Origin of the sequence: Otoolea muris, from assembly GCF_943193115.1 — a bacterium.
Classification (GTDB): Bacteria; Bacillota; Clostridia; order Lachnospirales; family Lachnospiraceae; genus Otoolea; species Otoolea muris.
The window spans coordinates 38750-55260 of record NZ_CALPCY010000012.1 but is presented as its reverse complement, the minus strand read 5'-3'; the positions used below and the strand labels follow the sequence as shown (position 1 = coordinate 55260).

General features: G+C 47.4%; 24 protein-coding genes and 7 pseudogenes. 5 read left to right on the top strand and 26 right to left on the bottom strand.

Going from position 1 to position 16511, the window contains the following annotated elements; all coding sequences use genetic code 11:
* Positions 1–248 precede the first annotated feature (248 nt).
* From NFS31_RS27600 to NFS31_RS28285, 3 genes and pseudogenes are all read right to left on the bottom strand, one after another.
* A pseudogene (locus NFS31_RS27600) lies at positions 249–1352 on the bottom strand (recombinase family protein); the annotation flags it as partial.
* A 668-nt stretch (positions 1353–2020) separates the two neighbouring features.
* Complete coding sequence (locus NFS31_RS09735; RefSeq protein ID WP_251494141.1) at positions 2021–2728, bottom strand: GyrI-like domain-containing protein; 708 nt, start codon at positions 2726–2728, stop codon at positions 2021–2023.
* Between the two features lie 33 nt (positions 2729–2761).
* Positions 2762–2842: pseudogene (locus NFS31_RS28285) on the bottom strand (MerR family transcriptional regulator); the annotation flags it as partial.
* A gap of 299 nt (positions 2843–3141) precedes the next feature.
* Here NFS31_RS28285 and NFS31_RS28280 point away from each other — a divergent pair.
* Positions 3142–3426 (top strand): annotated as a pseudogene (locus NFS31_RS28280) (helix-turn-helix domain-containing protein); the annotation flags it as partial.
* Here NFS31_RS28280 and NFS31_RS28275 read toward each other — a convergent pair.
* The 9 genes and pseudogenes from NFS31_RS28275 to NFS31_RS27575 form a co-directional block, all read right to left on the bottom strand.
* Positions 3391–4175 (bottom strand): annotated as a pseudogene (locus NFS31_RS28275) (VirB4-like conjugal transfer ATPase, CD1110 family); the annotation flags it as partial. The pseudogenes NFS31_RS28280 and NFS31_RS28275 sit on opposite strands and share 36 nt — an antisense overlap.
* Positions 4176–4291: 116 nt before the next feature.
* Positions 4292–4348 carry a hypothetical protein gene (locus tag NFS31_RS27585; protein WP_465223431.1) on the bottom strand — a complete coding sequence of 19 codons (57 nt, stop codon included), beginning with the start codon at positions 4346–4348 and terminating at the stop codon, positions 4292–4294.
* Between the two features lie 36 nt (positions 4349–4384).
* Entirely contained in the window at positions 4385–4450 is a 66-nt protein-coding gene (locus tag NFS31_RS28270; RefSeq protein WP_334303070.1) for a DUF6783 domain-containing protein, read from the bottom strand.
* Positions 4451–4467: 17 nt separating this feature from the next.
* Complete coding sequence (locus NFS31_RS09720; RefSeq protein WP_251494134.1) at positions 4468–4641, bottom strand: hypothetical protein; 174 nt, start codon at positions 4639–4641, stop codon at positions 4468–4470.
* A gap of 94 nt (positions 4642–4735) precedes the next feature.
* Entirely contained in the window at positions 4736–5074 is a 339-nt protein-coding gene (locus NFS31_RS09715) for a type II toxin-antitoxin system RelE/ParE family toxin (protein ID WP_251494132.1), read from the bottom strand.
* Positions 5064–5324, bottom strand: coding sequence for a type II toxin-antitoxin system prevent-host-death family antitoxin (locus NFS31_RS09710; protein WP_251494129.1), 261 nt, complete (start codon positions 5322–5324; stop codon positions 5064–5066). Before NFS31_RS09710 ends, NFS31_RS09715 begins: the two co-directional genes overlap by 11 nt.
* A 76-nt stretch (positions 5325–5400) precedes the next feature.
* Positions 5401–6266, bottom strand: a pseudogene (locus NFS31_RS09705) (VirB6/TrbL-like conjugal transfer protein, CD1112 family).
* A gap of 20 nt (positions 6267–6286) precedes the next feature.
* Positions 6287–6678 (bottom strand): annotated as a pseudogene (locus tag NFS31_RS09700) (alanine:cation symporter family protein).
* A gap of 55 nt (positions 6679–6733) precedes the next feature.
* The gene (locus tag NFS31_RS27575; protein ID WP_334303073.1) at positions 6734–6853 is read right to left on the bottom strand and encodes a DUF6783 domain-containing protein; all 120 of its coding nucleotides are present in this window, start codon (positions 6851–6853) and stop codon (positions 6734–6736) included.
* Between NFS31_RS27575 and NFS31_RS27570 the strand changes: the two genes are divergently transcribed.
* The gene (locus tag NFS31_RS27570; protein WP_334303072.1) at positions 6845–6931 is read left to right on the top strand and encodes a DUF6783 domain-containing protein; all 87 of its coding nucleotides are present in this window, start codon (positions 6845–6847) and stop codon (positions 6929–6931) included. The two genes, NFS31_RS27575 and NFS31_RS27570, sit on opposite strands and share 9 nt — an antisense overlap.
* Here NFS31_RS27570 and NFS31_RS27045 read toward each other — a convergent pair.
* The 3 genes from NFS31_RS27045 to NFS31_RS09690 form a co-directional block, all read right to left on the bottom strand.
* Complete coding sequence (locus NFS31_RS27045) at positions 6898–7224, bottom strand: alanine:cation symporter family protein (protein WP_331482578.1); 327 nt, start codon at positions 7222–7224, stop codon at positions 6898–6900. The two genes, NFS31_RS27570 and NFS31_RS27045, sit on opposite strands and share 34 nt — an antisense overlap.
* Positions 7224–7412 (bottom strand): hypothetical protein, encoded by a 189-nt coding sequence (locus NFS31_RS27040; protein ID WP_331482577.1) that lies wholly within the window; start codon positions 7410–7412, stop codon positions 7224–7226. The genes NFS31_RS27045 and NFS31_RS27040 overlap by 1 nt, the downstream gene beginning before the upstream one ends.
* A 98-nt stretch (positions 7413–7510) precedes the next feature.
* Positions 7511–8437, bottom strand: coding sequence for a carbon-nitrogen hydrolase family protein (locus NFS31_RS09690; RefSeq protein ID WP_251494121.1), 927 nt, complete (start codon positions 8435–8437; stop codon positions 7511–7513).
* Positions 8438–8545: 108 nt separating this feature from the next.
* Between NFS31_RS09690 and NFS31_RS09685 the strand changes: the two genes are divergently transcribed.
* Entirely contained in the window at positions 8546–9442 is an 897-nt protein-coding gene (locus tag NFS31_RS09685; RefSeq protein ID WP_251494118.1) for a LysR family transcriptional regulator, read from the top strand.
* Positions 9443–9473: 31 nt separating this feature from the next.
* Here NFS31_RS09685 and NFS31_RS09680 read toward each other — a convergent pair whose 3' ends face one another.
* The 3 genes from NFS31_RS09680 to NFS31_RS27565 all read right to left on the bottom strand — a co-directional run bounded on the left by NFS31_RS09680 (position 9474) and on the right by NFS31_RS27565 (position 10534).
* Positions 9474–9692: a helix-turn-helix domain-containing protein gene (locus tag NFS31_RS09680; protein ID WP_251494115.1), complete on the bottom strand. Its 219-nt coding sequence runs from the start codon at positions 9690–9692 to the stop codon at positions 9474–9476.
* A 157-nt stretch (positions 9693–9849) separates the two neighbouring features.
* Positions 9850–9984: a Maff2 family mobile element protein gene (locus NFS31_RS09675; RefSeq protein ID WP_334303071.1), complete on the bottom strand. Its 135-nt coding sequence runs from the start codon at positions 9982–9984 to the stop codon at positions 9850–9852.
* Between the two features lie 484 nt (positions 9985–10468).
* Complete coding sequence (locus NFS31_RS27565) at positions 10469–10534, bottom strand: DUF6783 domain-containing protein (RefSeq protein WP_334303070.1); 66 nt, start codon at positions 10532–10534, stop codon at positions 10469–10471.
* Between NFS31_RS27565 and NFS31_RS27560 the strand changes: the two are divergent.
* A pseudogene (locus NFS31_RS27560) lies at positions 10511–10582 on the top strand (DUF6783 domain-containing protein); the annotation flags it as partial. The gene NFS31_RS27565 and the pseudogene NFS31_RS27560 overlap by 24 nt on opposite strands.
* A 686-nt stretch (positions 10583–11268) precedes the next feature.
* On the opposite strand, the gene NFS31_RS09665 reads toward NFS31_RS27560, so the two are convergent.
* The 6 genes from NFS31_RS09665 to NFS31_RS09640 form a co-directional block, all read right to left on the bottom strand.
* On the bottom strand, positions 11269–11781 hold the full coding sequence (locus NFS31_RS09665) for an SIR2 family protein (protein WP_251494294.1): 513 nt from the start codon (positions 11779–11781) through the stop codon (positions 11269–11271).
* The gene (locus NFS31_RS09660) at positions 11736–12242 is read right to left on the bottom strand and encodes a hypothetical protein (RefSeq protein WP_251494099.1); all 507 of its coding nucleotides are present in this window, start codon (positions 12240–12242) and stop codon (positions 11736–11738) included. The genes NFS31_RS09665 and NFS31_RS09660 overlap by 46 nt, the downstream gene beginning before the upstream one ends.
* Positions 12243–12376: 134 nt before the next feature.
* Positions 12377–13219 (bottom strand): PD-(D/E)XK nuclease family transposase, encoded by an 843-nt coding sequence (locus tag NFS31_RS09655; protein WP_251494096.1) that lies wholly within the window; start codon positions 13217–13219, stop codon positions 12377–12379.
* A 78-nt stretch (positions 13220–13297) separates the two neighbouring features.
* Positions 13298–13480 (bottom strand): transposon-encoded TnpW family protein, encoded by a 183-nt coding sequence (locus NFS31_RS09650; RefSeq protein ID WP_251494090.1) that lies wholly within the window; start codon positions 13478–13480, stop codon positions 13298–13300.
* 30 nt (positions 13481–13510) lie between these two features.
* Positions 13511–14368, bottom strand: coding sequence for an ATP-binding protein (locus NFS31_RS09645; RefSeq protein ID WP_251494088.1), 858 nt, complete (start codon positions 14366–14368; stop codon positions 13511–13513).
* The gene (locus tag NFS31_RS09640) at positions 14365–14679 is read right to left on the bottom strand and encodes a hypothetical protein (protein WP_416389447.1); all 315 of its coding nucleotides are present in this window, start codon (positions 14677–14679) and stop codon (positions 14365–14367) included. Before NFS31_RS09640 ends, NFS31_RS09645 begins: the two co-directional genes overlap by 4 nt.
* Before the next feature lie 31 nt (positions 14680–14710).
* Here NFS31_RS09640 and NFS31_RS09635 point away from each other — a divergent pair, with 31 nt between their 5' ends.
* Positions 14711–15241, top strand: coding sequence for an MATE family efflux transporter (locus tag NFS31_RS09635; protein WP_251494085.1), 531 nt, complete (start codon positions 14711–14713; stop codon positions 15239–15241).
* A 155-nt stretch (positions 15242–15396) separates the two neighbouring features.
* Here the strand turns inward: NFS31_RS09635 and NFS31_RS09630 are convergent, their stop codons facing one another.
* A complete protein-coding gene (locus tag NFS31_RS09630; protein WP_251494081.1) occupies positions 15397–15774 on the bottom strand; it encodes a hypothetical protein in 378 nt (125 codons plus the stop codon).
* 22 nt (positions 15775–15796) lie between these two features.
* A complete protein-coding gene (locus tag NFS31_RS09625) occupies positions 15797–16345 on the bottom strand; it encodes a hypothetical protein (RefSeq protein WP_251494078.1) in 549 nt (182 codons plus the stop codon).
* Positions 16346–16511: the final 166 nt, after the last annotated feature.

Genomic DNA, 16511 nt, shown 5'->3' with positions numbered 1-16511 from the left:
CGCTCCATTTTTTCTGTCTGTAGAGAGGCGTATGTTTCATTGATAATTTCAGACATTCCCGGATTTGCCGTCAGCTCCTTTACCTTTTGGGTAATCAGTGTTTTCAGCTCTTTCTTGATTCTTTCCAGCTCGCTTTCCAGTCTCTGCTGGCCGTCGCCTGCGGAGTAAGTGGGAGCCTTTAAGTTTGACAGGTCGAAATTCTGTATGATGTCTGCCAGAGAGTCACGGCAAAGGGTCAGATATGTAACCAAAGCGTCCGTCAGGGTTTCTTCTGTCACCAGATGGGCATGTTCACAAAACTGCTTTCCTTTTTTGTTGTAGGCGCCGCACACATAATATTTCCCGCGGTTCGGGCGGTTGATTGCGGTCAGCTTCATGCCGCAGTCCTTACAGTACAGACACCCGGAAAAGAGATTGATGTGTTTCTTCTGGCCCCGGTACTGGCTGTGATGGCGGCTGTCTTTCACCTCAAAGAGCAGCTTCATGGTATCATCATCAAATATTTTCGGGTGGTGGTTCTGGAAAACATATTGCTGGTCTCTGGAAATCTTTTTGTCTTTGCCGTTGATGGTCATTCTCTCTCTTTTGTGGGTTCGCAGTACGCCGTTATGATAATCGTTAAAGAGCGTATCTTTCACCATGCCGTAGCTCCACATGTGGGCGACTTCCCGGCGATAGGGCAGACCCAGGGCCCCGCAGCGTTCCTTTTGCAGCATGGTAGGCGTGGGGACGCCCCGGTCTGAAAGTATTTCCGCAATCTTTCGTATGCCGTTCCCTTCCAGATAAAGGTCTTTTTCAAGGTTCAGGATGGCGGCGGCTTCTTCATCAATTAGAACCATCTGCTTGTTCAGAGGGTGCCTGGTGTAACCGAATGGGGGAGCACATTTTAAAGTGCCGTTTTCCTGCTCCATTTTCTTGATTCGTTTTACCTTCCGGCTTGTGTTCTTCACATGGCGTTCATTATCCCATGTCTTGATTCCGATAATATCATCATCAGAGTAGAGGGAATCATAATTATCATCAATCAGGATGACGCGCTTTCCCTGTTCTTCCATTTCTTCGAGAAAAAGCAGTACCTTCGCATTGTGCCTTCCGATTCGTGAAAGGTCTTTCGCCACGATTACATCTATGGAGCCGAGATTGGCCATCATGTTCTGAAACTGGGGACGGTTGAAGGAATAGCCGGAAATGCCGTCGTCCTCGTAGATGTGGCGTACAATCATGTTGTTTTCTTCTGCGTATTTCCGGATAATCAGTTTCTGGTTTTCGATAGAGGAATAATTTCTCTTGTTATCGTCTCTGGAGAGGCGGACATAACCGTCTATTATTGTGGGAGTATGGATTGCTGTCATCATAAAAATCGTCCTCCTTATCTTGCTTTCTACCTATATTTTACCATATAGGCAGGATAACACAATGTTGTCGCCGGTCAGTGAAAATGGTTGCGAACCACATCCCGCAATCCATTTTCCATTGCCTGATTGCCTTCGATGATAGTAACGACCAGATACCCCCGTCTGCTAAGAGCTTCTTTTTTCCTTGCGATTTCAGAACTGTCAGAATCCTTTTTTTGAAGTAAGTAGCAAACCTCCTTTTGCTTTCCTATGACAATCACCTCAAATTCTTGCTTCATACTATTGTATGAAAAGTCAGGCTTATCCTATCAATAAAACAGCTTTCTTCATACAAAATGACATAGCGGCCCGTTTCCCTTTTGTCCTGTGGGGAAACGCGAAAAGACGGCGCCCGGTAAAGAGTGCCGCCCTTTCGTATTTCTCCACGCTTCGGGCCAGGTTGACCCGAAGAAAGCGCTTGAAAACAGAAATGCGCCCGGGTGGCATGGAGCCATTCGGACGCATGAAAGTGCATTGTTGTTTTCGGACTGAATTATTTCTTATTGATTGCCGGAATTATTTCAGCGTTGCGTTTCAATCCTTCTTGTATGATGGACGATATATCCCTGTTCGGATTTTGCATATCAATACCGAAATAAGCATTTTTCTTGCTGATTCCGATATAATCAGCGGCCCATGCCTTCTGTAAATCCCCCCTTTGATGTGGTATTTTTATCATTGTTGGTTTCCTCCTGTGTGTTTGAGTTGATTATAAGCTCTTGCATAATCCCAGAGTCAATAGCATTTAATACGGGTTCCACGGGAAAACAAACTTCCGTAATCATATCTTCAAAGGCTTCCTGTGTCTCCGGCGATACATGGTAGATGTTGAAATGGGGGCCTGCTATTTTATAATGGTTATCGGCAATCCAGCGTGCCATTGCTTCATATACTTCGGGCAGTTTAACATAATGCCCCTTATAGGTGAGCGTAGCGGCTGTAAACGGCTCAATGGTCTTAAATTTTGCTATCCCGGTATCAGGATATTTTCTGGCTACAGACTTTTGTATTTCGACATCAAGATTTTCTTCAACAAACCCTTCGTCATGAAATATCGCAATATTCAAATTGGGAGAAGAATACTGTATATTCAGAGATTGAACGGCATTTGCCAGTCCCCACCATAAAACGCTTTCCCGATTGGGGGCGGCGATAGTCTGCCGGTAGCTAACCACATCATGCTTTGGAAAATCCTTTAGCGCAATACTGTATTCAGGAATGCTTGATTGGCAGTCCAAGTGCTCAATAGTCGATTCAATCAAAGTCAGTTGTTTTTGAAGTAATTCTATTTTTATCTTCTGCTGTATGGCCTGGTTTTCCAAATAGGATTTCAATTCATTTTCCGACGTAAATTTTGTTAAAATGTCTTTGATTAAGGCCAGACTTAGCCCCGTGTTTTTAAGCGCCCTTATTTTATTGGCGACAGGTAATTGTTCTTCGCTGTAATATCGGTATCCGGTAAATTAGTCCACATATTCCGGCATTAACAAACCGATTTCATTATAGTGTCGCAGCATATAAATGGATATTTGTGTTAAAACAGAAAATTCACCGATTCGCAACATACATCTACCTCCTACTGATACTATAAACCCTTGCATTATACGAGAGTAAAGAGATTTCTTGAATACTATACCGTATGTGTTCCCCTGCTTCAATGATGTGAAACGAAATAGAATTATACATGAAATACAATTACATTCACATACTGATACAGGAAATGTAAAATGACATAGGGTGATAGTATATGGAAGATTACGAAGGAAGGTTTGATTTTCACGGGCTGGGTCAGGCAATCCGGAAGGCCAGAGAAGAACGGGGCTGGACGCAGAAATATGTTTCGGAGCTTGTGGGACGTGGAGCCCGGACTATTATGAATATCGAGAACAAGGGTCAGTACCCAAGTTTTGGAGTTTTTGTCAAACTCGTTACCATGTTTGACATTCCGGTAGACCAATTCATTCATGCGGATAGCGGTCAGGGAGAGAGCAGTTACCGCAAGGAGCTTGTCGGAAAGCTCAGAAGCCATAATCTGCATATAGGAGGCGGCGCCCCATGTAGCCCCATACGGAAAAGGCGGCTCATTCGGAAATCGAAGCTGGACGGAGCGATAAAATCCTTCGTGGAAAGCCCGGTGGCCGGAATCTGGCTCCATGTGAAGGAAAAGGGTTCCGTGCCGCCGGGGTGGAGCTGGCCGTGAAGAATCTCCAGCCGTTCCAGACCGGTGAGAGGCCTTGACTGGACTCCCAGCTTTTTAAAATTGTTGGCAATGTCAGCCTCCGCCCGTTCCAGCCGGGGCTTTGCCGCCGTGGGGCTGTCGGCGGTGACGCCAAAGGTAATGAGTTTTGTCCGTACAATACCGTTGTTGCTCTTTGCAATCTGGCCTTCCAGCATCTCCACATACTCGTCACGCATCCCGCTGTAGCTGTCCGTTTTCCGGGGAATGTTCACCCGGTACTTGCTGCCCGGGCGGCTTCGGTGGTTGATGAAAGAAAGCTGGACGGGAAGGGAGCTGTCAAAGGAATTGAGGAAAGCGCAGTACCCGTCAAAAATGGCGCTCTGGTCGTCTGCCTGCGCCAGTTGGCAGTTGATGTCCTCGTATTCCATGCTCTTTGTGTAGAGCCTTCCGTCCGCACGGCAGATACCGTCCTTGTACATCTCCCGGTAGGGAAGGGTCTGCTGGGCGGTCTGGGGTCCGGACGTTTTCCCCGCCCGGGGTTTTCGGGGCTTTCTCCTTCTTTGGGGCGCGGGAGGCGTTTTCTTTCTCTGCCTCCTTTGCACCCGCCTCCAACTGGCTCCTGATGGAAGGCCGTTTCTGCGCCGGAATCTTTGTTTCCTGTTCTGCCATGTCTGTTTCCTCCTTTCCGGGCCGGGGAATGACGGCCTCGCCCTGATAGTCATAGCCTGCCGCATGGATGGCGGCTAGAGCGTGTTTGAAAAATCATTCCCGCCATCTGCACGCCCCACTTTGCGGCATATTTGTGCCAAATTCACTTAACGCAGCCCACTGCGCCGCGTTCATTTGGCCCAAATCTCCCACAAAGCGGAACGCACATCTGGCAGAAAGCATTTTTCAAACACGCTCTAGGGTTTCTTCTGATACCTTCTGGAAAAGAAGAAGGTCTGTGTCAGCCGCAAAGGCCAGCATGTCCCGTTCCGTAAATTCCTCCGGGAGTTTTCCGTGAAAGGCAGAACGCACGGTTCCGTTTTCGTCCATCTTGTAGCGGCGTGGAGCCCGTCCCGGCATGGTATCCCTCTTTCCAGACTTCGGGCCAGGTTAGCCCGGAGCAACAAAAAACCGCCAGCGTCAGCCAGCGGTTCCATCGTTACTATATTTTGTTTTATCCTTCGTTGTCATTCTGCGGCAGATCAGGAAACAGAATCCGAAGATAATCCCGTCTGCCGTAGAGAACACGGTCAATGTACACATTCTGCCCATTCACACGATAGAAAACTATGTAATTTCCACTGGTGAGAAATCGGTAGTCACTGTCTATATCTGTCACAGAGGACAGCGGAGCGCCGATTTCTGAAAAATTTTCCAGTTCATCAACAGTGTCCATGATTTTGTTTACAGTGTTTTCAGCGGCTTGTGGATTACATAATTCAAAGGTAATATACTCCCAGATTTCGTCCAGGTCGTTCTGGGCTTCCGGGGAGTAGTGGATGCTATTCTTCATTTGCCTTTGCCAGGAAATGTGCTCTCACATCCGAGGACGAAAGCCATCCCTTTTCCTCTCCGGATTTTTTTCCTTTTGCAAGCTCGCCCATAAGCTTCAGGGTGGCCCGTGTTTTTTCATAGTCCTGCATGTCGATGATTGCATAGCGTCCGCGTCCGTTTTTGGTGAGAAAGACCGGTGCGCCCACAGATACGTCACGGAGCACATCACTGTAATTCCTCAAATCAGAGATTGGTTTGATATTCGGCATAATCACATTCTCCTTTCCTGCCCTTAGTATACCCTGATTTGATGTAAAATTCAACAGCATATTTTACAACGGTATTTTAGTGAGCGCCCCATATGGATTTCGAGAGGCTCCCGGTCTTGAAGAGAACGAAACACAACAGCACCGTGTACCCCACAGAGGTCCAGACGGCCCCCATCATGTCGCCGCCCGCCGCGATACCCTGCACCAGAACAGCATAAATCGCCATGCAGACCATGATAAGCATCCCTTGAAACCCTACGGCGAAAAGGGACTTGAAATAATTGTGCCCCATATGCCCGGCCTCCCGGTTGACGATAGTGGCGAAGGGGATGGGGGCAAGACTGGTCATCAGGTAAATTTCTATCATGCGTCCGTAGACAATGACGAACACCACGATATTCAGGGCCGTCATTGTGAACTGCACGACAAAGGATTGCAGGAAGATTCCCGGCAGGGGGCCAAGCTCCATTGCCTCAAGCTGTGCCTGCATGTTGTCCAGGGCCTCCGGCGTGACGGCGGTGGAGCCCTGTATCAGCCCTGCCGACTGCTGCACTACATGCTGGGACACGTCAAATACCGCCATGACGATGTTGAAGGTGTGGAGAGCACCAGCACAGCGGCGAAGGTCTTGAAAATCCATTTGAAGAAAATCCAGGTGTCGAAGTTGTGGAGGTTGTTGTGGTCCACCAGCATCTGGATGAGCTCATAGGTCATCACGAAGGTCAGCGCCAGCCCCGCTATGGGGAGGATGACGGTCTCGGAGAGCTGGCGTATCATGGAGAACACCCCGGCGTTCCATGCCGCCGGGGTCATCCCTACCTGTGCCGCAATCTCTCCGACCTGTTCGTTTACCCCCGCGAAGAGCCCGCCGAGGTTCTCCATGATACCCTCGACCAAAAGGGCTTTGAGCCATTCCGTAATGGCGTCGAAGATACTTTGCATAGGTCACTCCTTTGGGGAAATCAGAACAGGTTAGCCAGCAGCGGAATCATCGCTGTAGCGGAGCAGATAACCAGAGTATCCAGGAAAACAGAGATCATTTGTGCCATACCCTGTACAGCTGGATGTTCACAGGAGGCAGCGGCAGCGGCGTTGGGCCGGTACCCATACCAGCCTCATTGGAGAACAGGCCGCGTTTCACGCCTTGAACGATACAAGATCCCGCAAAGCCGCCTGTCATGGCGGAGAAGTTGAAAGGATCCTTGAAAATGGCGGCAACCACGCTGCCAATTTGACCAATGTTCATAACAATGCAGACCAAGCCAAAAACGATATATGCGGCGGCCGTAACAGGAACCAGAACAGAGGACTGCCTTCCAATGCGGCTGACACCGCCGAAGATAACAAGCCCCACCAGAATAACCAGGACAATACCAAGAACAGCGGGCCCGATGGTGCTGCGATAGTTCTCAACATAGTATTCTAGAGCGTGTTTGAAAATTGCTTTCTGGTAGCTGTGCGTGCCACTTTGTGGGAGATTTGTGCCAAATGAACGCGGCGTAGTGGGCTACGTTAAGTGAATTTGGCACAAATATACCGCGAAGTGGGGCGTGCAGATGCCAGGAATGAATTTTCAAACACGCTCTAGGGCAGCGCTCATGTTGTAGGCGGTGGTGGTGTTCCAGCCAAACCCCGTACAACCAATCAGCAGCACCGCGTATAGTACGCCCAGCCACTTTTTGCCCAGGCCCTGTTGGATATAGTAAGCTGGACCGCCCAGGAATTCATCGCCGGATTTGACCTTATATATCTGCGCCAGCGTACTTTCGCAGAAGGCGGAGGCAGCTCCCGACAGGGCCATCAGCCACATCCAGAATACAGCGCCAGGACCGCCCACGGCAATGGCGGTAGCGACGCCAATAATATTTCCAGTACCGACGCGGGAGGCGGTGGAGATCATCAGCGCCTGGAAGGAGCTGATTCCACTGGCGGAGGCTTTTTTTCAGTCAGGGTTTGCAGTCCCTTCTTCAGCAGGCGGAATTGGACGCCCTTTGTGACAATGCTGGAGTAGATGCCGGCAACGGCCAGAAGTGCGACAAGGATGTAAATGTAGAGGAAATCATTCAACCATGTCAAGACTGCGTTCATAAAGTGTTTCTCCCTTCGTGTTCTTTTGATAGATTTGGTCCTGCGTAAGAAAACCTTCGCGTACAGCAGAGCCACCCCTGCTGCTATCCCCGTCTGGTTCAGTTATCCTGAACGGTCAGCTTTAGCACGTCGGGCCGGGAGTAGTGCCCCACACCATCAAACTCCATTCGGCTCATGGGTACTGCGTTCATATCCAAGTCCGCATAGATAATAGCCTCCTTGTTCCAGACAGGCTCATTGACATAGTGCCCGTAAGGGTCTATAACACAACTGCCGCCGATGCACACCTCGTCCTTCAGTGCGGCGATTTCCTGGGGGCAGTGAAGGTCGCTGGGGTACATACTCTTCGTGATGTACTGGTCTACATTAACTACATAGCAGTGCCCCTCAATAGCGATGTGCTTGATTGTATCCTGCCATTCCGGATTGTCGTTCGTGTTGGGGGCTAAGTAGATAGCAGTACCTTTCGCATAAAGCGCTGTGCGGGCAAGGGGCATATAGTTCTCCCAGCAAATCAAGCTCCCCATCACGCCCCAGGGCGTCTCTACTACCGGGAAGGCGCCCTCATAACCATCGCCCCAAATCACGCGCTCCGCACCAGTGGGTTTCAGTTTCCGGTGCTTGGCCGCAAGGCTTCCATCTGGGGCAAAGATCAAGTTTGTGCAGTAGAGAGTGGCATTGACCGCGTCCCGCTCCGTGATGCCAATACTGACGTATGCTCTAGCCTTTTTCGCGGCTTCACCCAGCCGCTTTGTCTCCGGTCCAGGGACAACCACGGAAGCATCGTAGTACCGCTTCCAGTCCTCCCGCCCGGCTTGAGTGCGGGCGCCGACAGTGAAGCCAAAAGTCATGCCATAGGGGTAGCAAGGAATGTAGGATTCTGGAAATACGATCAGCTCTGCGCCATTGTTCGCGGCCTCCTCAATGGCACAGACGGCGGCGTCCGTAGTGGCCGCCTTGTCGAACATGATGGGGCTGGCCTGGACCAAGGCAATGCGGCAGATATTTTTTTCGATGTCTTTCATGGGAAATCCTCCTATTTTTAGTTTACAAAAAGCATAGCACAAAGTATAATAAAAGAAAAATTGAAAGATTTGATTTGCTTTATCAATATTTTTGATAAGGAGGATGCTATGGAATTGCGAAATCTTCTGACCTACAGCAAGGTGTGCGAAGCCATGAGCTTTTCAAAGGCGGCCGATCAGCTAGGCTACGCGCAATCCACCGTAACCACACAGATCGCACAGCTAGAGGATGAGCTGGGCGTCAAGCTGTTCGACCGCAGTGGGAAGCGTATTCGGCTGAACGCAAAGGGCCAAGAACTCCTGCTCTACGCCAACCGGTTGATTGCTTTGGCCAGCGAGGCAAAGGCCAATGTGTCTGACGCAAAAACACCTCGGGGCTCTCTGCGGATCGGAGTGATTGAGTCGGTTGGCGCTTTTTTTCTTTCTGACATTCTGGAAAACTATTTAATGACCTTTCCAGAGGTTCATGTGCAGGTTCTGACCGCAACCACGCGGGAAATCATGGAAATGCTTCGGCAGAATAAAATTGATCTCATGTTGACCCTGGACGACCGGGTTTATGATCCAGATTGGATCTGCACTTGGGTTCGGGAGGAAGATATTGTCTTTCTCTGCGCACCGAACCATCCTTTTTCCGGGAGGACGGACATTCTACTGGAGGAACTTGTGCTGGAAAACCTGCTTTTGACAGAGCGACAGTGCAACTATCGATATACTTTTGAACATATTTGTGAGAAAAATCAAATACGCCCCTGTTCCTCTTTAGAGATAGGGTGTACCAATACAATCTTGCGTTTTACAGAACACAATCTGGGTGTCACCTTTCTTCCGGAGCTTACAGCCCGGGAGAGTCTGGCAGCAGGACGACTATCCAGGTTTGCAGTGAGAGGCGTTTCGATACGAATGTTGATTCAATTGGTCTATCGGAAAAGTATGTGGTGTACCCCAGCAATGACCGCCTTTATTGAGAAAATAGAAAATGCTCATAAAAATATGGAAGTATGATTGAATAATCATACTTCCAGTGAGATATTACTCATTCCCTCTGCCAATTGTCCGGCGCCAGTGCGATCACATCAGCAACATCGCAGTTCAGCGTTTCACAAATCTTGATAAGTGTCTGCATGGAGATATGCTCCCCCTTGCCCATGTTGGCAATATGGTTCGTTGTCAAATGTGCCTGGAGCCGCAAATCCTTCTTGCTCATGTTCTTGTCAATCAGTGTTTTCCACAGCGGCTTGTAGCTGATTTTCATGGCCATTTCTCACCTTTCCAGGCCAGAGCCAGCAGTAACGGCCCTGGCGCTATGGTCTATTAACCATTATATCGCCCTTATTGAGAAGACACAATGCACTGTTGCAATTCGACTCCAAAAACTACGGCATACACAACGCATTTTTTCTCTTTTAAGCCTACATCAATTTGGGTATCAAGTGCTTCATGCTTTGGCTTTTGCTGGCCGGGTTGTCCGCCCCGTAGCCTTCCAGCAGGTTCACGATACCCCACGCGCCTAGGCCGCAGCCGATAGCCATAACTAGTACATCAATGCATTAATTTTTAAGCAATATGGTTGTAGAAAAAAATCTCAATATATGGCATAATGAAAAGAAAACACAAGGAGATTATTCATATACCATTTGTTGCCGCCCCTGTTATGATACCGGATGCCATTCGCCCCATCTTCTCTAAATTTGCCAAAAGCAGGACCTTTCCAGCCCGTCAGGTACAGCGTGCGAAGATAATCCTTTTGGCCGCAGACGGTCTTGACAACATGCAGATATCGAACCAGGTAAGCCTTGGACAGGATTCTGTGAGCAAATGGCGGAGCCGCTTTATCAAGAAGCTCCCTCTTTTGCAGGAGGTTGCCGAAAAAGACCCTTCCAGTCTGGAAAAAGCCGTGTCCGCCTTCCTGAATGACAGCCCGCGCCCCGGACAGCCCATGCATTACACGGATGAGCAGATCATCAAGATCCTTGAAACTGCCTGCCGCAACCCGGAGGAATTGGGGTATGAAGAATATTTGTGCCAAATTCACTTAACGCAGCCCACTGCGCCGCGTTCATTTGGCCCAAATCTCCCACAAAGCGGAACGCACATCTGGCAGAAAGCATTTTTCAAACACGCTCTAGTAACTTCATCTTCTGAAGTAGGAATCATTTCAACAAAAGGTGAAAGCTTTTTACACATATTTTCTATTTCTTGGCGGTTCAAATCAAGTGCTAACAAATCCGAATAGTATAATTTATCCAATGCACATAATGCTATAAGTACACTTCGTTCCTTTGACAATAATTTTAACATTTTAGCAGGTGCAAATGGTATACTGAGATTTTGGTCTTTTCTTAATACATATAAATAATCGATATTAGTTTGGCCATACTTTCTTCTGGCAAGCCCAAATGAATCTTGTGCTTTTTCGCTCATAGAAAGTTCATCACCATAGAATTGATTCTTTAATTCCACAACATTACAATTTAACTTTGTTAGAAGGTAATTATCATTTGAATTTATAGCAATAACTAAATAATTATTGTTTTCCTTTAACGCAATGCTTAATTTTATTATCAATGCGTACACATCAGGTGAGATGGAATTACTATAAAACAGAAATAGGCTATTCTTTTGGGATGATAATACTAATTCAACCACTTCTTCATCGGCAAATGATTCGGAAGGAAAATAGAAAACATCTCTTTTCTTATAATATTCTGCCAAACTACACATTATATAAGTTTTGCCACTAAAGCGACGACCTTTTAACAGCACAAACGAAGATGCATTTAATTCACGTTGTATGTCACGCAATGCATTCCGAAAAATATGCAATGCTCCTAAAAAAAAACATTGGCTTCTGAGTTAAATATATTTGCATTTGAAACCAACTCTAAAGATTCTTTTTTTTCGGTTTTAATGATGATTTCCGGATTAATATGTTTATATATTTTTTCTTTATTTTCTGTTTGATATTCTTGATATGCCAATAAAAAATCTGTATAAAAGTTCTCATAGTTTTCAACAAGTATTATTTCATTTACATCATGCTTTTTTAAATTGCGTTGTTCTTGTGAAGGGGGAATTTTATTTCGCAATACAATTCTGTATGCATCTTTTTGGCTGCTTTTACTCTTATCATAAACAAATTGTAAATCTCTTTCTTCCTGCAAGCTACAGCCAAGAAATAGTAAATGCTTTTGTGCATAACCAGCAAGCAATGCTTTGTAAATATCTGTATTATCTTCACTTGTTATGGCTTGTAGATACTGGCTTTGACTAAAAACTATATTATCTTGTATTTTGTCTATATATTTGCTTTCATATTCTGCATCACCATGTAATTTATACAGTATTCTTTTAGATGTCTTTGGACGCCGAAATTTATGATAAGGTAATATAGGATTAAAATCCGAGTTTTTTCTATTCCATCATCTATATTAAGAGTATATGCATACGGCCAATTTATCTTTGTCAAAAAATCTATTTGGTGTTGAAACAAAACAACACCCGTATAAAAATCCTCAAAATATGTTGCACGTTCATCGCGAGATACATATTCAAAAAACAAATCTGAAATTTCAGAAAAATCCATTTCTGTAATATCACATTTCTGTAATGGACATGAGCCAGAATTTAATATCATGTCACACATACTTTCTGTAGCCCTTTTCCCATTAGGAACAATCCCATTTATAGATTGACATCCAGCGGTGAATCCTGCACCAAATACAGGAATGAGTTCTTTTCTTATTGCATATTTTACTAATTGCTTAATACCTTCTTCATATTCTATAATATCAATTGGATTCATCTTGTACTCTATTCTATTTTACAAAAAAACAGTTGTAGTATATTAGTATCCCTTTTTATAATAATCTAAAAAAAGTTGATTCTTTCAAATAGAACCGGAAAACCATTTTTAGTTTCCCGGTTCTATAACTCTGCTTATGCACTTCTATCAGCTTTAAGTTGCTTTACTTCTTCAAGAGAAAGTCCTGAAATATTAACGATTTCCTCTAAAGCATATTTGCCAGCTGCCAGCATACGAAGCGCAACCTCTTTCATTCCTTCTTTCAATGTCTGATTCCTCATATCTTCCATAGCCCGGCACATAATCTCGATTCCCTCCTTACTCTCCTTGAAAAATCTCACCCTGTCTGCCAGTGTCCCATAGTACATATCCGCTGCATCCGTACAGGAGAAGTCGTGCATTAACTTCCCGATTGGCGTATCGCTACGGTAAGCGCCATTTACATACAGTATGTGCGAACCGTCCTCAAATCTTTCCCCGGTTCCTAAAAAGCACCGTTCAACCGGATAGAGCGGTAGCCCTTTTCCCATTACGTCATTCTCTGTGATAAAGATTACCCACGTTTCCGGCAGCTTGTCGAAGTCCTCGCCTTTCTTCAAAAGGTTTGCGTCCATCATGCTGCTGTTGTACCTGGCTCTTTTTCTCCCGGCTCCTTTGTCGGAGCGCTGTACCTCCACGTTCAGTTTTGCCCCTGTGCTGTCTGTAGCCAGAATATCCAACCTCACTGAACGGTTCAGCAGGTTCTCCACAAATACCTGTGTACGAACGTCCAGCACCTTTAAATCCGGCTTTTCCAGAACAATCTGCAATACCAGTTCTATGCTTGCCGTATCTCCCTCAAAACACTTTGTGAGGAAATCATCATCAAGCAGGCGAAAGCCTCTTAGCCTCTGTAAATCTTCCTGATGTTTCTGGCCTATCTGTTCCGTCACTGTCAATCTTCCCACCTGCTTTCCCTTCTGTTTTCGTATCTCCATACTACCATAAACCTCCTGATTTTACAAGCCGGGAGCCAGAGCAAGTCTGATTCCCGGCCTGTTTCCATTATCGTTTTTTTACATCTGCCGTATCTCATTTTTCAGCATACGCTTGATTTTGTCGCTCATGGTTTCCTTGCTCGTCTTGCTGAAATGAACCCGCACAATGTAGGTAGTCTGTCCAATCTTCTTCACCAGTGCGGGAGCGTCCTTAGCCGGTGCTGTGGTGGTAGTGTCCTCTGTGATTTTCTCGCTGCCCATAAATCCTCCTTTTCATGCAATCAGTTTATGCTATCCTTTACTCACAATCTCCTTCGCCGCCGCTTTGGTCGCCCTGGCTCCTTCCTCCCGGAAGTTCTTACCGGAAAAGAGAACCGGCGCACACCGTTCCAGTATGCGGTCATAAATCCTTGCGTGGGCAAGGTCTGGCGGGTTCTTGATTTCTTCCAGTTTCAGGTTTGTCGTGACAATCAGCGGCTTCTTGCTCTTGTACCGGCTGTCAATGACGGTAAACATCTGCTCCATGGCATACTCGCTATTCCTTTCCACGCCTAAATCGTCAATGACAAGCAGGCTGTAATCGTCCAGGCTGGCGATAAAGGCCGCCCTGTCCTCGGCAAACACGCCGGTCAGCCGGTTCAGGATAGACGGGAAATTTGTCATCAGTACCGGCACGTCACGGTCAAGCAGGGCATTAGCGATACAGCCGGCAAAAAAGGATTTCCCGGTTCCCACGTCACCAAAGAGCAGAAGGCCGGTATTGTCCCGGTATGCCTCCTTCCAATGCTCCACATAGGCGTGGGCCTTCTCCATGACGGGATTCTGGCCGTTATCATTGGCGAAAGTGTAATCATAAAGGTATCTGTCCTGAAGCCCCTGCGCCTTCCGGCGTTTGATACGCTCCATGCGTTCCCTCTGTTCCTCCATGGCTTTCCGTTCCTCCTGCGCCTTCTGCTGGCGGGGGCATAGGCAGCGGGGCATGAAATAGCCGGAGCAGCCGAACCTCGGCACGACAGTCTGGCGGCTGTCACGGCATTTCTTACAGTGGATAAGCCCGTCAGCCGGTTCTATGTATTCGTCCCCGGCAAGTTCCATATCCCCGGCGGCCCGGTCAATGGCGGCCCGGATTTCTGCGGTAATCTCTATCATATGGTTTCTCCTTCCTCCACGCTGTAATCCCGGTTCCGGGCAGGCGGTTCCTCTTTCTTTTTGTCGGCGTTCACCCAGCGCCGGATTGTGGCGGCATAGTTTTTATATCCTTTTCCGCTGGATTCCATGTACTCGGACAGCCGCTCAATGTACTGTTCCCAGAGAGAGGGGAGTTCCGTCTGGAGTTCTGCCAGTTCTGCAGAAGATAGAAATACATTCCGGTATCTCCCATAAGCGTGTGTCCTATCCCCCTCTCTATTTTCTATATTCTTATCTCTAATCTCTTTATCTCTATACTCTAAGGATGGCAAAACAAAATTGTTTCTGTTGCATCAGGAGAATATGTGTGAAATATATAAAAAGGAAATAATAAAAACAGAAAATAAAGAGAAAAGGAATAGAAATAAGATATTTTTTTCTTATGTAATTCCTTCTGTGCTGGCTTTTGCGTTATCCGGGGTTTACGCGATTGTGGATGGTTTCTTCATTGGAAACAGTTTAGGGGATATCGGTCTTTCTGCCATTAATATCGCTTACCCTGTCGGAGCGTTCATGCAGGCAGTCGGCACAGGGATCGGTATGGGAGGCGCGGTGAACTACTCTATTTCAAGTGCGGCAGGAGACAGGAAGAAAGCACATTCTTATGCAGGGGGTACAGGAACTTTCCTGCTCATTGCCAGCGCCGTTTTAACGATACTATTGTATCTTGGCCTGGAACTGGTCATCAGGCTGTTGGGAGCGGAAGGTGATATTTTTGTGTTCAGCAGGGAATATCTCCGCATTATCGTTTTAGGAGCCGTATTTCAAATTTTTTCTACGGGTATTGTCCCGTTGATCCGTAATTATAATGGGGCGGTCCAAAGCTCCCGATGAAGTCCGCCCGGTCCTTGTGCCTTGCGGCTCCGCGCATCCGCCTTGCCTGAATGGGATGGACGACGGGTAGGCCCCGCCCTACGAATACGCAGTTGTGGTAGCGGAAACTTTCATAGAGGGAGCCGTCCCAGAGACACCGGCTTATGATGTCGCCGTCAATCCCCCTTCCTTGCAGATAGCCCATGGACATTTGTAGCGTAGCGGTTCGTCTCCGGCAGCTCAAAAGGCTTTGGAGAAAGAACATCTGCCGGCTGGGAAAGAAAACGGGATGGACACCCGCCACAGAGAGTCTCCACAGCAGAGAAAAAATCCTGTCCCCGCACCTTTATGAGATAGTCAAGGGCAGTTTTTCCGCCAATGTTCTGGCTGCACCAGTGCCATTTGCCGTTGGAAATCACAAGGCTGTCATGGCTCACAGTGCGATATTCCCTTGGCCTGGACTTCTTTAACTCGCCCGGCTCGTAGGTTTGGAGATAGGAAAGCAAATCCCACTGTTTGGCCTCGGCCACCTGCCCTTTTGTCACTCCGGGCATTGCAAACCCTCCTTCCCATTGTTTATTTTCGGTCAGCAGAGCCTCGGGCCACGTTGACCCGAAGCCTACCGTTCCTCATGAGAAAGCCCGCCTTATCCTTGTGCGGAACCGGCGGGGCCTCCCTAAACTGTTTTATGGTTTCTAAGATAGAGCGGGTCTCTTCCTTCTCATTCCGGGCAGACGGCCCGGCAATGCGGTATTCCGTGGGGATGTCCTCCCGTCCGGTGTAATACTCGATAAACGGCTCGCCGCTCTCGCATAAATAGCCGCCCGGCACGAATCCGCCTATGCCGTTTAAATCAATGTCCCGTCCACCTGCCGTCTCTTTGTCCTTTTCCGTTTTCTGTTTCTCCGTTTCCTTTACGGGAGAATCAGAAGGAGCAGATTTTTCCGGTTGTTTCTGAATTTCCTCCGCCTTAGCCGGTGTCGGTGATTCCTGCACAGGAAAATCCGTCTGCTTTTCCTGCGCAGCCTTTACCGCTTTCACCATATCCGCCAGACTTTGTTTTCCGGATTCTTTTGCGGTATAGCTCTCCGGTGAGGGCGGTACTTTTGCTTTTTCATCAGCCAATACAGATTGCCTCCTTTTCGTGGCATGAAAAAGGGCCCAACCTTTACGGTCAGGCCCGGTCAATGGGAACTGATATAATATTTTTCGCCTCCTTCCGGTCTATATAATAGGAAAAAGGACAGGTCTGGCCTGTCCTTCTTCTGGCAAAGTAAGCAAATGTAGTTGT